This is a genomic window from Bizionia saleffrena (genome assembly GCF_008086175.1).
Classification (GTDB): domain Bacteria; phylum Bacteroidota; class Bacteroidia; order Flavobacteriales; family Flavobacteriaceae; genus Bizionia; species Bizionia saleffrena.
The window spans coordinates 15077-30935 of the sequence record NZ_VSKM01000009.1 but is presented as its reverse complement, the minus strand read 5'-3'; the positions used below and the strand labels follow the sequence as shown (position 1 = coordinate 30935).

Below are 15859 nucleotides of genomic sequence, written 5' to 3'. Positions count from 1 at the left end.
CATATTTCGTGTATGTATTCAATATACAAGAGTAATACTCTTTTAATAAAAATAAATAGATACACAACCAATAGACAGAGCAAAGCATTGGTTTTATATTTATATTCATTGTAATAGTAGTGATACATTTAAAAAAACATCGTGCCTACCGACTATTCAACATATGAGAAAAATTATAATATTATTTATTCTGCTTATTTCTACTTACAGTTATTCCCAATCTGTTTGTAAATTAACTTCGCAAGAAATAGATTTATACTTGTGTATGAACGACTATACATCAGTTGAATCTTCCGCGTATTTGACTTTAGGATTAAGTGACATAGTCTCAGAAATTGGACTGTCACAAAGTAATTTCACTATAAAAACTTGTAATTCAATCAATAACGCTGTTGCAGTAATTATCGATGGAGAAAGAGAGCTTTTAATTGACGAACATTATTTATCCAAATTAAATAACTCTACTAATAAATCATTTTATCTTTTTATACTTGCTCACGAAATTGGGCATCACCTAAATGGGCATACTTTAAAATATAGCGACAATACGACATCGAGAAAACAGGAATTAGAGGCTGATTATTTTGCAGGTTTTGTATTAAAAAAATTAAATAGTCCAATTCAAGACATAACAAGTACACTAAATGATATACCACATCCAAGTAAGAATACAGGCACTCATCCAATCCTAAAAAATAGAATTTTAAGTGCCAATAAAGGATTTGAGGATGCCGTCTTAAAAGAACAGAAAATACTACAGAGATTTGAAAGCTCAATCACGGCAAAAGTCTATGAGTCAAATAGAATAAATTCTTTGAACTTAGCAAGGTCGTTTTACTCCAAGTTCGTAGTGACCGGAAATATGGACTATTTCAATTCTTCTAGAAGGTACTACGAAGAATTAATTAATAAAAAGCAATTCAGAAACGCACCTTATATTGAGCTGTCTTATTTATACAAGTTAAACGAGGAAGTCAAGGAATCAATACAGATATTAAACGAAATTGAAGAACGTAACAATTATACAGTTCTTTTACTTTGGGAAAATTATCATAGCTTAAAAAAAACAGTACCTAAAGAAATAATAAGTGCAATAGAAACAATCGAAAACACAGATTTAGAAGGCTTAATATTCAAGACAATTTTAGCTAAATATTACCTGGACACATACAAACCAGAGCTTGCAGAAAATATTTTCAACGCTCTATACGATGGTATTCAAGAAAGCGAAGAAAACGATAAAAACAAATTTGAATTAATTCATTTTTATAGTAATTATGCATACTTCTTAAATAGCAAAAGTGAATTTGAGACATCTGCTAAAAACTCAAAAACAGCAATAGATCTAATAAACTCTACTGAGCTTAAAGAGAACAAACAAGTAAACACAATACTTAAAGCTTGCTATTTCACTTACTCTATGGCCTTATTAGGTTCCAAAGAATATTCGCTTTTAGAAGAAACTCTTGCATTATGGGAGGATTTAGAATTAAAACAAAATATAGTAAACTCTAATATTCTTTACATCACAGCTAGATTGCAAGAAGAAACTGGCAAAACTAAAAAAGCAATTAAAAATTTTCAATCATATCTCAAAACCAATAAAGACCCTTATGCCAATTTTCATTTAGGAAAATGTTATTTAGAAATAAAGAATAATAAATCTGCTTGTTTAGAATTTAAAACCTCTTGCGAAAACGGAGTAGAATTAGCTTGTAGATATTTAAAAATTAAATGCGATGATTAAAAAATTCACAATTCTTATTATTTTATTTTGTTTTAAGGGAATATGCCAAGAATCTCAAATTATCCAAATTGATAGATTTGATAATAATAAAAATGATTGGGGAATTACAGACACTAATAAATGGCTCTGTAAAATAGAAAACGGAAAACTAGTTATTGAAAATAAAGTTAAAAATAATTGGTGCTATTTTCATTCCAAAAATCTTAAAAACCTTGAAAATAAAGCGTATACTGAGATAACATTTGACTTTCAAATAAAAAGTCCGATTTCCGAATATGGCGGAGCGGGTATCGTTTTCATTAATGACAGAAACAGTAAAGAATTTAAAAGAGTCCGTTTGCTTATAAGAGAAGATATAACTTATTTTGACAAAGAAAATTGGTCTTACCCTAATGACGGTTATGTATTAGGAAATTCATTTAACACTACTGGATTGGAAAAAAATAATTCTGTGAAAATAATTTTAAATAATTCCGAAGATATCGAAGGTAAAGCGAGATTGATTTTCTTCTTAAACGATGAAAAATTATATTCCAGCAATTGGGCTATCTCAAATTTCAATAAAATAGGTTTTGTTGTTCAAGGTCTAAATCAATTCGAATATGATAACCTTATTATTAAACAATCGGTCGAAAAAAACTATTTAGAGGATGCTCTTGACTATATTTATATTGACAATAAAAAACTAATTGACCATAACGGGATAGATGAAAGTGAACTAATAAAATTCATTCCAGTGGAGTTGGTAGATAATCAAAATATATTATCGACTAAAGACCTGATCAAAAGTCTTAAGAAAAATAAAAATTGTTCAAGCATTGAAACAAAAAAAGTTAATTTCAGTGGCAAGAAGCGAGAAATGCTCTCATTCAATTATGGTAATTCTCTAATTGAATTTTTCACGGATACAGAAAAACCAAATCCTATCGAAATAAATTTTTTGGAAAAAGATGATTTAGATGATTTTTTTAAAATTTATGCAGATTACAATAGTTATAGGTATGATAAAAATAGAGCTCAATGGCCTTCAAATCCCTGGTTTTCAATATTAAAATTTAATGATTCATATAGAGCGACTATTTGGAGAGGTATGTAAAAAACCTAATTACTTATAAAATAAAGATTTCATTACTATTTTTACAAATAACTAAAGATGTTTTAACGAATAGCGCAAATGGTTTATTCTATTTCGCTCAGCATTTTAATATTAAAATTACAGCAGCATATATTCAAAACAGAAGATGAACTAAAAATAATATAGAAGTATAAAGAAAAGTGAACGAAGTATTACACACAAAAACCGTAACCGTTGCACAACACCACAATTTCACAAAAAAACAACCTTATTTAAGCCCTTTTTAAGGGCTTTCTTATTTTTCAGGTTGGTGGTTTCGCTACATTTTGCTTGACTTAATTACGCGCACACTAAGTTTTAAAGTGCCTTTATTCCATTACATAAAAAGACAACCGAATTAGAAGAGCGCTACAAAAACCGTGTGAGATCCCTCGTGCGCTCTATGTTTAATCTAGTTAGTTTTAATGCAAATAGTGTAGATAAAAGCCCCTAAAATAACTCGCAATAAATAAAACAAGTTCGCAACGCCTATGCAATCCCAGCCTTATGTATTAATAACAGTTACTATTATTTACACAACTTTAAGTAGCAATTACGGAAAACCATAATGCCAAACCGATATATATTGCTATTTTTAACAATTGGTGTCGAAGGGATTAATTTTAAGACATTTCAAATAATTTTATAAACTAGTTTATAGCGAACCACTATACAGCACTATATATTGAACACAGAACCATCATACATTCCAATCATAACCAATATTAATTCTAAAACACCACCTTCTCCTCTAGCAACGCAATCAAATCACCATCATAATATTTATAAATATCTGCTATATCTAATATTATAATTTTCGAATAATACCTAGAACCTGTATGCTTCTGTATTTGCTCAAGATGTCTTTTTTCCATTACATAGACTACCTCAGCCCATTCTAATAAATTCTCAGTAAGCTCAGTTGTTCCTTCTTTTCTGCAAATTTTAATATTGGTACCAGCACTTAAAAATTCGTGTGTATCATATTTTGATGAAAAATAATCTTCAGCAGTCTTTGACCGCTGTTTATTAGCTGAGCATACAAATAGAATTTTCATAATTTTTTTTCAAAAATATCCCGCATAGAAACTGGCATAATTAGGCATTAACAGCAATTTAATTATAATTGTACACAAATAACAATAAAATTAATTAGGAAAATAGAATTAATCAACTTATCTTTGTACACAGATAACAATAAACAAAATGAAACTTAAAGAAATCACCTCAATATCCTCAGGCATAAACGAGCGTAGAAATCCACAAGGGACTATCTACTACTTGGGTGCTAGTGATTTTATAGCAGATCATACAATTAATCCGCTTATTGAACCTAGCCTAATGCCATCATCAAAGTTAGAAAAACATTTTTTAATAAAAGATGATATAGTGGTTTTAGCAAAAGGACATAATGGGTTTGCTGCACACGCTATAAAGAATGTTGTAAAACCTATGGTCGCTTCTTCTGTTTTTATGGTACTACGAAATACAGTTGCTTCTGTAACACCACAATATATTGCCTGGTACATAAATTTAGAAAGCACTCAAAAAGAATTACGTGGTTATAGTCGTGGCACAGCATTACCTGCCATCAACAGAACAATACTTGGTGATTTAGATATAAAAATTCCATCATTAATTATTCAAAAAAACATTGTAGCAATAGACGACCTTAAAAAACAAGAATCATATTTAACAACACAATTAGATCATTTAAAAACAACACAATTAGAACTTTTACTTAAAAATAAAATAAAAGCATAATGAGCAATAAAATTAAATCTGAAGACATCAATAGAATTATTTGGCAAGCCTGTGATACGTTTAGAGGTGTTATAGATCCAAGCCAGTATAAAGACTACATCCTAGTGATGTTGTTTTTAAAATATGTATCTGACACCTATACTGAAAAGTACGAAGTACATCTTAAAAAATATGATGGAGATATAGGGCGAGCTGAACGTGCTATGGCTTCGGAACGGTTTATAGTTCCAGAACACAGTCATTTCAATTCATTATATAACAAACGCAACGAACCTAATATTGGAGAGCTTATCGATATTGCATTAGCTGACTTAGAAGATGCCAATCGCGAAAAGTTAACCAGTAGTGATGGCGCAGGAATCTTTAGAAACATCAGTTTTAATAGTAGCAACCTTGGTGACAAAAAAGACAAAAACTCAAGGCTTAAAAATCTACTCACAGACTTTAATAAATTAGATGTAAGACCATCATCATTAGATGGTCAGGATGTATTAGGTGATACTTATGAGTTCCTAATCTCCAACTTTGCGAGTGATGCTGGTAAAAAGGCGGGGGAATTTTACACGCCTAAAGAAGTCTCTACACTACTTGCACGCTTAACAAAGTCTAAGTCTGGAGCACGTATTTACGATCCTACCTGTGGCTCTGCTTCTTTACTAATCAAAGCAGGACAACAAGTAGACGATGCTAACTTTTCATTATATGGGCAAGAAGCTAACGGAAGTACATGGGCACTGGCAATGATGAATATGTTTTTACACGGTTTTGATAATGCTTCCATACGTTGGGGGGATACATTAAGAAATCCTAAACATACCGAAGGTGATAACCTTATGAAGTTTGATACCGTTGTGGCAAATCCTCCTTTTTCTTTAGATAAATGGGGACACGACGAGGCAGAAGATGACAAATACAACCGCTTTAATCGTGGCGTGCCACCTAAAAGTAAAGGCGACTGGGCATTTATAAGCCACATGATAGAGAGTGCTTACGAAGATACAGGTATGGTAGGAGTAGTAGTGCCACACGGTGTATTGTTTAGAGGCAGTTCCGAAGGGCGCATACGTAAACGTGTTATAGAAGATAATTTACTAGATGCGGTTATTGGTTTACCTGCTAACTTATTTTTTGGAACAGGAATTCCTGCTGCCATCCTTATTTTTAATAAAGCGAAAGATAAACGAACAGAAACTTTGTTTATTGATGCAAGTACGGAATATGATAGCGGAAAAAATCAAAATGTAATGTCTAATAAACACCTAGACCATATTGTAGAAACCTATACAAAGTTTCGTGAAAACAATACAGAACTAGGAGTTTTAGAAGACAAATACAGCTATGTTGCTCCACTTAAAGAAATGGATGAAAACGAGTACAACTTAAACATACCTCGTTATGTAGACACTTTTGAAGAAGAAGCAGAAATTGATATTACAAAAGTACAAACTGAAATTAGCAAGCTAGAAAATGAGCTAAAAAGTGTACAACAAAAAATGAAGGAATACCTTAAAGAGTTAAGCCTGTAAACTATGGAAGAGCAAAATAATATCATTATTTACACAGCAGATGATGGCAAAGCATCGGTAGCATTATTTGAAAGAGAGGGAACTGTTTGGTTGAACCAAAAACAACTTGCTGAAATTTTTGACACCTCTGTACCTAATATAAGTATGCACATTAAAAGTATACTGGAAGACAAAGAGTTAAGCGCTAATTCAGTTGTTAAGGATTACTTAACAACTGCCGCAGATGGTAAAGAATATAGTATTACATTTTACACCTTAGAAATGATCCTTGCCATCGGTTACCGTGTACGTAGTAAACGTGGTGTACAATTTAGGCAATGGGCAACCAGAAACTTAGCAAGCTATATGCGTAAAGGGTTTATTATGGACGATGAACGCCTTAAAAATCCTGACGGCCGTGCCGATTATTTTGATGAATTACTGGAACGTATTAGAGATATTCGTAGCTCTGAAAAACGTTTCTACCAAAAAGTACGCGACCTATTTAGTTTAAGTAGCGATTATGACGCTACCGATAAAGCAACCCAAATGTACTTTGCCGAAGCACAAAACAAACTACTATTTGCCGTAACACGAAAAACGGCTGCCGAAATGATTGTAGCAAGAGCCGATGCCAGAAAATTAAATATGGGCCTCACCAACTGGAAAGGCAGCGTAGTACGCAAACAAGATATTACCATAGCCAAAAATTACCTCACCGCAGATGAACTTGACAGCTTAAACAGACTAGTAGTTATCTTTTTAGAACAAGCAGAATTACGTGTTAAAAACCAACAAGACCTTACTATGAGTTATTGGCAAGGCAACTTAGATAAGCTTATTGCTTTTAATGAATTTCCTGTGCTTAAAACGGCTGGAAAAATTAGTAAAACCATTATGGAGAAAAAGGTAACAGCACATTATATAGCTTACGATAAACTCCGTAAAAAGGAAGCCGCGCAAGCAGCAGACAGACAAGACTTAGAAGACCTAAAAATGCTTGCAGCACAAATTAAAAATAAAAAACAATAATGGCATTACAAGCAACAGCACATAAAAAAGGCTTTAAAGAAACCAAATTGGGATGGATTCCTGAGGATTGGGAGGTTTGTAGAATAAATGAGGTTTTTAAATTTTTGAGATCAAACTCTTATTCGAGAAGTAATTTAGAATATTCTACTGAATCAGATGGAATTAGAAATATTCATTATGGTGATATTCATACTACATATACTACAGGAATTTTAAATTGCGAAGATTTTAGAATAATACCAAAAGTGAAAAATGAAATTAAAGTAGGTGATAATTATGATAGACTGCAAAATGGAGATATTGTAATAGCTGATGCTTCAGAAGACTATGAAGGAGTAGGAAGTATAATTGAATTGGTAAATATAGGAAATCTTAAAATCGTGGCAGGACTTCATACTTTTGCATTAAGAGATAATACATCAAAAACAGTTATTGGTTTTCGAAATAATATTCTGTCAAATGAAAAAGTGAAAAATGAACTGAGAAGAATAGCTACTGGCTCAAAGGTTTATGGTATTTCAAAATATAATTTTCAAAAATTTGGAATTATTATTCCCCCACTTCAAGAACAAAAAGCAATAGCAAATTGCCTAACAACCTGGGACACCGCCATTACCAAACAGAATGCTTTAATAAAAGCAAAACAACAGCTTAAAAAAGCCCTAATGCAACAATTGTTAAGTGGTAAAAAACGCTTGGCTGGGTTTAGTGGGGAGTGGGAAGAAAAGAGAATTATTGAGTTATTTGATGAAATTAATGATAAAAATGATGGAGGCGAACACGAGCCTTTATCAATTTCGGCAGGTAAAGGTTTCAGGTCTCAAAGAGAAAAATTTGACAGAGTGATTGCTGGTACAAGTCTATCAAAATATATACAATTAAAAAAAGGAGATTTTTCATATAATAAAGGAAATTCTAAGTCTTATAAAATGGGTTGTATTTATCTACTTGAAACTTATGATACAGCATTAGTGCCTTTCGTTTTTATAAGTTTTAGACCTACTGATAAGGTAGATTCACATTTTTACAAGCATTATTTTATAGATCACGGTTTAGATCGTCAACTTAAAATGATAATTTCTTCTGGGGCTCGTGGTGATGGACTTTTAAATGTAAGTAAAAAAGATTTTTTTAAATTGAAATTACCTTTTCCTAGTAAAAAAGAACAAACAACCATAGCCCAAGTCCTTAACACCGCAGATCAAGAAATAAACCTATTAATTAACCAACGAAACCAATTAAAATTGCAAAAAAAAGGGTTGATGCAGCAATTGCTTACAGGTAAAAAAAGATTGAAAGTATAATGGCTGTGAATAAAATTATAGAAGAAATTGATGCAGATATTAAAGACATCTTAAGCACTGAGTTTTCATATACGAACACTACGTCTGTGCCCAACCTCGATGATAACACATTAACCTTTGGTAACGCTGAAGAAAAGAAAGCAAAAGTAATAAACACCTGTGTGCTTTTTGTAGATATTAGAGGCTCAGTAGCATTAACTAAAAAGCATCACACTAAAACTATGGGAAGGCTATATTCTGCTTTTTCTAAAGCTGTATTAAAAGCCGCACATCATCATAGTGGTTATGTAAGAAATATTATTGGAGACCGTGTAATGGTGGTTTTCCCTTCATTTAACTGTTATAAAAATGCAGTCCATTGTGCTATTACCATTAATCATTTATGTACTAAAATCATTGATACTCAATTTTCCGGTATGGATTTTAAATGTGGTATTGGTGTAGATTATGGGGAATTAAAAGTGATTAAAGTAGGTACTCCAAAGCAAGGGAAAGAAGCAAATGAAAACAGAGGGCTTGTTTGGACTGGGTATCCTGCAAATCTAGCTTCTAGACTTACAGACACTGCTAATAAGGTGGTTGAAGAGGATTATTATGTGGTAAAACAAAATCCTTATAATTACGCCAAATTCTGGGGTTTTGGTTCAGGACTTGCAAATATATTTGGAGGAATACCACTAAGTAGTGCAGATTTACCAACCTATCTAGATAAGATAGAAACAGTAGAAATGTCGCCAGAAAAATTTGCAGACTCCGTAAAAACCAACCCTACAGGCAGTGTTTATATATCTGGCGGAAAATTTATAAGCTTTGAAAAGAAAACTAGAAAAACAGATTATCCTGCTATTTTAATTTCAAAAACAGTTTACACAGGTTATAAAAAAGAAAATGCCGGTGAAAATGATATAACCTACAAATATTGGGAAAGCCAAACCTATAAAGTGAAGGATGTAACGGATGATGTTTATGGTTCTAATTTAACTTGGGTAATAAAATAATAGAGATGAATAAAGAATTATTAGAAATACATAGTAACGTAAAAGATTGGCTAAAGTTTGGAGAAGCTAAAAATGCAATGCTTATAGCGTTTAACGCTGCTTCAATTTATGGAGTAGCTAAATTACCTTTTCTAGATAAAACTGAAGACACAAGTTATTTAAGCGTCTATTTTTCAATCGTGATGATTTTATTAATAGCATCAGCAGTTGTGTGTTTAATTTCGTTTGTACCACGTCTTAAGTTTATTCTCATAAGTATTTCTAACTCTAAGGATAAAAAAAATATTTTCTTTTTTGAACATTTAGGAAAAAGTACACCTAGGAAGATTTTAGAGTCTTTAAAAAGTAAAGGTGTAAAAAGAGAATTTTCAGAAATTGATGAAGATATAGCTGTTCAAATTCATTCACTTGCAAATGTGGCTACAAGAAAGTATAGCTTGTTTACAATAGCTGTTTGGATTACAGTAGCTGCTTACATCACTATTCCTGTGGCTGGAATATTTGCGTTATACAATTACAAAAATTAATACATATGACTACTCGGGAAAAAATAGTAGTTTAAAAGTAAAATTATGGAAACACCTTCATTTAAAGAAGATCATATTTCGCAAATACCTGCGTTGCAGTTATTAATTAATATGGGCTACAACTACCTCAACCAAGAAGAAGCCTTAAAAGCAAGAGGAAATAAAACATCTAGTATTTTATTAGAGGATATTTTGCGTAAACAATTACATAATATTAATAAGGCGCGTGTATCTTCAAATAAAGCAGTTCCATTTACAGATAATAATATCGAAAATGCAATCATAGCATTAAGAGATATTCCTATGGTCGATGGTTATATGTCTACTAGTGAGAAAATATACGAGCTACTTACTTTAGGTGTATCCCTAGACCAGAGCATTGAAGGAGATCGTAAAAGTTTTGATTTACACTATATAGATTGGGAATATCCAGAAAAAAACATATTTCACGTTACGGAAGAGTTTAGTGTGCTTCGTTCAGGATTAAAAGATCATTACAGACCAGATATAGTGCTGTTTGTAAACGGTATTCCTCTATGTGTTATAGAATGTAAAAGGCCAGATATAAAAGAGCCCTTAACACAAGCAATATCACAAAATCTACGTAATCAAAAAGAAGATGGTATACGTCCACTCTATGCAATGGCGCAGTTAATAATGGCTGTAACTGTAAATGAAGGTAGTTATGCCACCACAGGGACACCAGAAAAATTTTGGGCACAATGGCAAGAAGATTTTAAAAATCCAAATGGAGGTATTAATATAGAAAAAGAAACGCGTTTTCGTGAAAGTATCTATAAATTAAAAAACACATCTATTCCAGATACAGTAAAGCAACGCTTATTTACGGAACGTTTCTATTACGTACGCAAATATTTTGACGCATTAGAAAAAGAAGAAATAAAAGCAACACCACAAGATGAGTATTTATATAGCCTATGTAGTAAAGAACGCTTATTAGATCTCATATATAATTTTACGTTGTTTGATAATGGATCTAAGAAAGTAGCACGTTATCAACAGTTTTTTGCCATTAAAAAGGCAATGAAGCAAATTAAAAAATTGAATAATGGTCAGCGTACTGGTGGTGTAGTTTGGCATACACAAGGAAGCGGAAAGTCACTTACAATGGTAATGCTTGCCCAAGCTATAGCAATGGAGTCCAGCGTTTTAAATCCTAAAATCATTCTTGTTACAGACAGAACAGATCTAGATACACAAATCACAGGAACGTTTAGAAAATGTGGAATGGATGTAGATAATGCAAAAACTGGTTCACAACTAATAGAATTACTACATACAGAAAGTGATGCAGTAGTAACGACCATCATCAATAAATTTGAGACTGCAGTAAAGAAAATTAAAACACCATTGCCTAGCAATAATATATTTGTATTGGTAGATGAAGGACACCGTACTCAACACGGTACGTTTAATATTGAAATGCAAAAAACTTTACCTAACGCTTGTTTCATTGCGTTTACAGGAACACCATTATTCAAAAAGGACAAAAGCACTTTGTCTAAATTTGGTACATTAATAGATAGCTACACGGTAGATCAAGCTGTAAAAGATAAAGCAGTAGTACCTTTACTGTACGAAGGACGTCACGCAATACAAGATGTAAATGCAGCACCTTTAGATAATTTCTTTAATATGGTATCAGAACCATTAAATGATTATGAAAAAGCAGATCTTAAAAAGAAATTTTCAAGAGCAGATCAACTCAATATAGCAGATCAAAAAATCTATGCAATAGCCTGGGATATCACGAATCATTATGTAAAGAATTTTCAAAAAACAAAATTCAAAGGCCAAATTGTATGTCAGTCTAAAGCAGCAGCAGTTAAATACAAAAACTATTTAGATGAAATAGGAAAAGTAACTTCAGCTCTTGTTATTTCGCCACCAGATGAACGTGAGGGCGAAGACACCGCTTATGGTAAAACGAATGATTTAGTAAAAACCTTTTGGCATAAAATGATGGACGAACACGGTTCTCCAAAAAAATACCAAAAAAATATAGTAAACCGTTTTAAAAACGATAATGAACCAGAACTAATCATTGTAGTAGATAAATTACTTACCGGCTTTGATGCACCAAATAACATAGCTCTGTACTTAACACGAAAACTATTAGGCCACACGCTTTTACAAGCTATAGCACGTGTAAATCGTGTTAGTCCAGATAAAGATTATGGCTATATTATAGATTATTATGGCGTTCTTGAAGAATTGGACTCAGCTCTAAAAACATACTCAACTTTCGATGATTTTGATGAAGCGCAACTACAAGGTGCACTTACCAATATTAGTGAAGAAACAGAACAACTACCACAAATACACAGTGACCTTTGGCAAATATTTTCTTCTCTATCAAATAAAAAAGATGCTGAAGGATATCAACAATTATTAAGAGACGAAGCATTGCGTAATAAGTTCTATGATCAACTTGCAAAATATGCACGCATATTAAAATTAGCCTTATCATCCATAGTATTTCATAAAGAAACGGAAGAAAAACGCATTGCAAAATACAAGGAGGACTTATCCTTTTTTATGAAATTGCGAACTGCTGTAGCATCAAGATACGCAGATAAGATAGACTATAAAAAATATGAAGGACAAATTCAGAAATTAATTGATACCCATATACCTACGTCAGATGTAGTAACGCTTACAGAATTAGTAAATATTTTTGATAGAGAAGCTTTTGAAGAAGAAATTGAAAAAGTAACAGGACAAGCTGCTAAGGCAGATATGATAGCATCTAGAACAGCAAAGCATATCTCTGAAAAAATGGATGAAGATCCAGCATTCTATAAACGTTTTTCGCAATTAATTAAAGAAACTATTGAAGACTATCTACAAGGGAGAATTGATGAAACAGTGTATTTACAACGGATTAAAGACGCTAAAGACGCTGTATTGAGTAGAACAGATTCTAGTATACCTGAATCATTGGAAGACAAGGAAGTCGCTAGAGCATTTTTTGGAATAGGTATTGAAGAATTCAGCAGTCTATCAAATGATAATGCTATGGTTCTCAAAATAGCCGAAGAACTGGCTCTCAAGGCAGATGATATTATTATAAATTTACGTCGAGTAGACTGGTCTGGTAAAAGCGGTACAGATATTCAAAAGAAAATGATTTTCCTTATAGGTGATTACATTATAGATCATATTCGAGATAAATATAACCTCAAATTAAGTTTCCAAGATATTGACAAAATTGCAGAACGTATTGTGGAAGTTGCAAAAATTAGATATAAATAATGCTTCGTTCACTTACATATGGTTCTGAAGAAATAGTATATACCTTGAACTTTCGTAAAAGAAAAACATTGGGTATTACTGTGCATCCTGATCGCTCTACGGAAGTTAATGCTCCAGAAGGAAGTAGTATTGAAAAAATTGAACAAAAAATCAGAAAAAGGGCGGCTTGGATATTAAAACAACAAGACCATTTTCTATCCTTCGAGCCTAGGAATACAGTACGCAAATATGTTTCAGGAGAATCTCATTTATATCTAGGCCGACAATACCAACTCTTAGTAATAAAAAGCAATGAAGAAATCGTAAAGCATACTGGGCGAAATATTGAAATAAGAACAAGTGATACGAGCAAAATAGAGAAATTATTAGAATCCTGGTACTTAGAGAAGTCAAGAGCTTGGTTTCATACTATTGCAAAACCTCTAATAGAACATTTTAAAAAATATCAAGTAGAGCCTAATAAACTAGAAATAAGAAAAATGCCACATCGTTGGGGTTCTTGTTCTACAAATGGAAGAATTTTATTAAACCCAGAACTAATCAAAGCACCCAAAGCGTGTATAGAGTATGTAATCATACACGAACTCTGTCATCTAGTACATAGAGACCATACGAAAGCTTTTTTCGACCTACAACAAAAAGAGTTCCCAGAATGGAAGAAATGGAAAAATAAACTGGAGGTGTTATTGGCTTAAAGCGTTCACTCAATTATATAAAACAAGGTCAATATAAATTGAAAGTAACCTACCACCAATCATAAGAGTATTGTTCAAAAAAAATAAAAACGATCCTACACCACATTTATGTTTTTTTACAATAATAAAGGCTAAGTTATTTCTATATTACGTGTGCTAATTAATTAAACGTTTTTTTACGGTGGGTTTGTTTAATACACTTTTAAATATAAAACCATAAGAGATTCCATCAATGCAGATTCCAATTTATATGCTTAAGTCTATTTAAATTAGTTTTATGCAATTTCTCCCTTACCTGAAAATTAAATTATGAAAAAAGAAATAAAAATTAGAAAAAAATATATTTCAACCTTTTTTTTATCATTTCTAATTGGGTTTGTTATATTGTATGGATTAGAACATTTCGGTAATTTCAGTTATTTAGCAAGTTCGGAATCCAGCAACTTTAATGGAAGTAGCAAGTCACGTATGACAGGCGTTGTAAGTTTCTCAGACCCCGTAACTAGTATCTATTACGAGTCATATTTTGGTAAAAAAATCCGCACTAATGGTAATGGCTTTACTGTTGGTGATATGCATTCAGAATATTCGGTTTTCAAAAAATACCCCAGTAAAAGTTTCTATTATACTCAAGCCACAATTAAAGACTATGTATATGGCCTATATATTTCTTTAATGGTGTTTTTGGTAATTTTATTTTTTTTAAACTTCAAAATAAAACTTTTATAATTACAGCTATGTTTTATTTAAAATACCCAAAATAAAAGTGGCTATAAAAAGAAAACTTATGTAAAAAATAAATAGTGAAATCAAAAGTATTTACTATTGAAAATTTTGAAGCATTAAACCCATACGGCAAAAGAGTTTCTTTATATGATGTTAAAAATAGAGTAACCTTAAAACATTTTTGAGCATCTTGAAGGCTACCCTCTTGTGTTGATAACTCAAATTTAGAAGGTATCTTTAAAGATTTTAAAAATACAGGATTTAGTATAATAAGTATTTTTTTTGGATGATGAAAAAAGCGATTGAAAAAGAGCTATTATAACAGATAATATGGAATTGAATAATATTTCAAATTTAATGTCATGGAAAGAACCAATAGCAAAATCATTTAACATACGCCATATTCCAAGTAATTTATTATTAGATAAAGCAGGAAACATTTTAGCTAAAGACCTTAGAGGCGAAGCTTTAAGAGTAAAAATAAAAGAATATATATTAAAATAAAAAAAATGAGTAAATTAAGGAGTTAGTTTTCATACTAGATCTACATCTGATTTATATTTATTAAGTAAAAATTAAAATTTTATAAAATGAAAAACTTAAGTAGTTTAGTATTATTTATTCTTTTAACATCGTGTTTAACAGAGCCTAGGAAAAATATTCCAAGTGTAGATAAAACTGAGAAATCTGAGAAATCTGATAATAATATAATTAAGAGAAAATACGGGGGGCAGTATCAAGATAAAAACGCCGGTAATTTAACAATTGAATTAGTTCAAACTAAATTATTTAAATTCAACATTACAACTTGGAATATCAATAGACCCTGTTCAGGTTCACTTTCTGGTACCGCCAAATTAATATCAGACAAAATAGCAATTTATAGTGGAGAGGATTGTCAAAGCATAAAATTTATTTTTTCAGAAAATATTAGTGTTGAAATAATTGAAAATGATTGCTTCGCTCATCACGGTCTTAATTGTTCTTTTTCAGGAATTTACTTAAAAAACAATTAACTCAGTTAGTAGCTCTTCACAGAAATAAATCTATGAAATTATAAAAAAACATAGATAGTTACATTGCTAGCAACAAGGTTGAACAAAATATATGCTATTATGTCAGTATGACACAAAATATCAAAACGTAATTCGACGAATTAAAAAACCTTTCA

The 15859-nt window shown here is 31.5% G+C and carries 14 protein-coding genes; 13 read left to right on the top strand and 1 reads right to left on the bottom strand.

What is annotated here, in order from left to right; genetic code table 11:
- Positions 1 to 265 precede the first annotated feature (265 nt).
- Both ES676_RS09755 and ES676_RS09750 read left to right on the top strand, forming a co-directional pair.
- Positions 266 to 1747, top strand: coding sequence for an ImmA/IrrE family metallo-endopeptidase (locus ES676_RS09755; protein ID WP_170234446.1), 1482 nt, complete (start codon positions 266 to 268; stop codon positions 1745 to 1747).
- Positions 1740 to 2843 (top strand): hypothetical protein, encoded by a 1104-nt coding sequence (locus tag ES676_RS09750; RefSeq protein WP_148370139.1) that lies wholly within the window; start codon positions 1740 to 1742, stop codon positions 2841 to 2843. The genes ES676_RS09755 and ES676_RS09750 overlap by 8 nt, the downstream gene beginning before the upstream one ends.
- A gap of 749 nt (positions 2844 to 3592) precedes the next feature.
- On the opposite strand, the gene ES676_RS09745 is transcribed toward ES676_RS09750, so the two are convergent.
- Positions 3593 to 3919 carry a low molecular weight phosphatase family protein gene (locus tag ES676_RS09745; RefSeq protein WP_148370138.1) on the bottom strand — a complete coding sequence of 109 codons (327 nt, stop codon included), beginning with the start codon at positions 3917 to 3919 and terminating at the stop codon, positions 3593 to 3595.
- A gap of 148 nt (positions 3920 to 4067) precedes the next feature.
- Here ES676_RS09745 and ES676_RS09740 point away from each other — a divergent pair, with 148 nt between their 5' ends.
- The 11 genes from ES676_RS09740 to ES676_RS09695 all read left to right on the top strand — a co-directional run bounded on the left by ES676_RS09740 (position 4068) and on the right by ES676_RS09695 (position 15704).
- Entirely contained in the window at positions 4068 to 4625 is a 558-nt protein-coding gene (locus ES676_RS09740) for a restriction endonuclease subunit S (protein ID WP_148370137.1), read from the top strand.
- Entirely contained in the window at positions 4625 to 6151 is a 1527-nt protein-coding gene (locus tag ES676_RS09735; RefSeq protein ID WP_148370136.1) for a type I restriction-modification system subunit M, read from the top strand. The genes ES676_RS09740 and ES676_RS09735 overlap by 1 nt, the downstream gene beginning before the upstream one ends.
- A 3-nt stretch (positions 6152 to 6154) precedes the next feature.
- Positions 6155 to 7162, top strand: a complete 1008-nt coding sequence (locus ES676_RS09730) for a virulence RhuM family protein (RefSeq protein WP_148370135.1) — start codon at positions 6155 to 6157, stop codon at positions 7160 to 7162.
- Positions 7162 to 8466 (top strand): restriction endonuclease subunit S, encoded by a 1305-nt coding sequence (locus ES676_RS09725; RefSeq protein WP_148370134.1) that lies wholly within the window; start codon positions 7162 to 7164, stop codon positions 8464 to 8466. The genes ES676_RS09730 and ES676_RS09725 overlap by 1 nt, the downstream gene beginning before the upstream one ends.
- The gene (locus tag ES676_RS09720) at positions 8466 to 9464 is read left to right on the top strand and encodes an adenylate/guanylate cyclase domain-containing protein (protein ID WP_148370133.1); all 999 of its coding nucleotides are present in this window, start codon (positions 8466 to 8468) and stop codon (positions 9462 to 9464) included. The genes ES676_RS09725 and ES676_RS09720 overlap by 1 nt, the downstream gene beginning before the upstream one ends.
- 5 nt (positions 9465 to 9469) lie before the next feature.
- Complete coding sequence (locus ES676_RS09715) at positions 9470 to 9991, top strand: Pycsar system effector family protein (protein WP_148370132.1); 522 nt, start codon at positions 9470 to 9472, stop codon at positions 9989 to 9991.
- Between the two features lie 45 nt (positions 9992 to 10036).
- Positions 10037 to 13267: a type I restriction endonuclease subunit R gene (locus tag ES676_RS09710; protein WP_148370131.1), complete on the top strand. Its 3231-nt coding sequence runs from the start codon at positions 10037 to 10039 to the stop codon at positions 13265 to 13267.
- Positions 13267 to 13962 carry a M48 family metallopeptidase gene (locus tag ES676_RS09705; protein WP_148370130.1) on the top strand — a complete coding sequence of 232 codons (696 nt, stop codon included), beginning with the start codon at positions 13267 to 13269 and terminating at the stop codon, positions 13960 to 13962. Before ES676_RS09710 ends, ES676_RS09705 begins: the two co-directional genes overlap by 1 nt.
- 309 nt (positions 13963 to 14271) lie before the next feature.
- On the top strand, positions 14272 to 14691 hold the full coding sequence (locus ES676_RS09700) for a hypothetical protein (RefSeq protein ID WP_148370129.1): 420 nt from the start codon (positions 14272 to 14274) through the stop codon (positions 14689 to 14691).
- A 327-nt stretch (positions 14692 to 15018) separates the two neighbouring features.
- Entirely contained in the window at positions 15019 to 15192 is a 174-nt protein-coding gene (locus ES676_RS14715; RefSeq protein WP_170234445.1) for a hypothetical protein, read from the top strand.
- An 86-nt stretch (positions 15193 to 15278) separates the two neighbouring features.
- On the top strand, positions 15279 to 15704 hold the full coding sequence (locus ES676_RS09695; protein ID WP_148370128.1) for a hypothetical protein: 426 nt from the start codon (positions 15279 to 15281) through the stop codon (positions 15702 to 15704).
- Positions 15705 to 15859 lie beyond the last annotated feature (155 nt).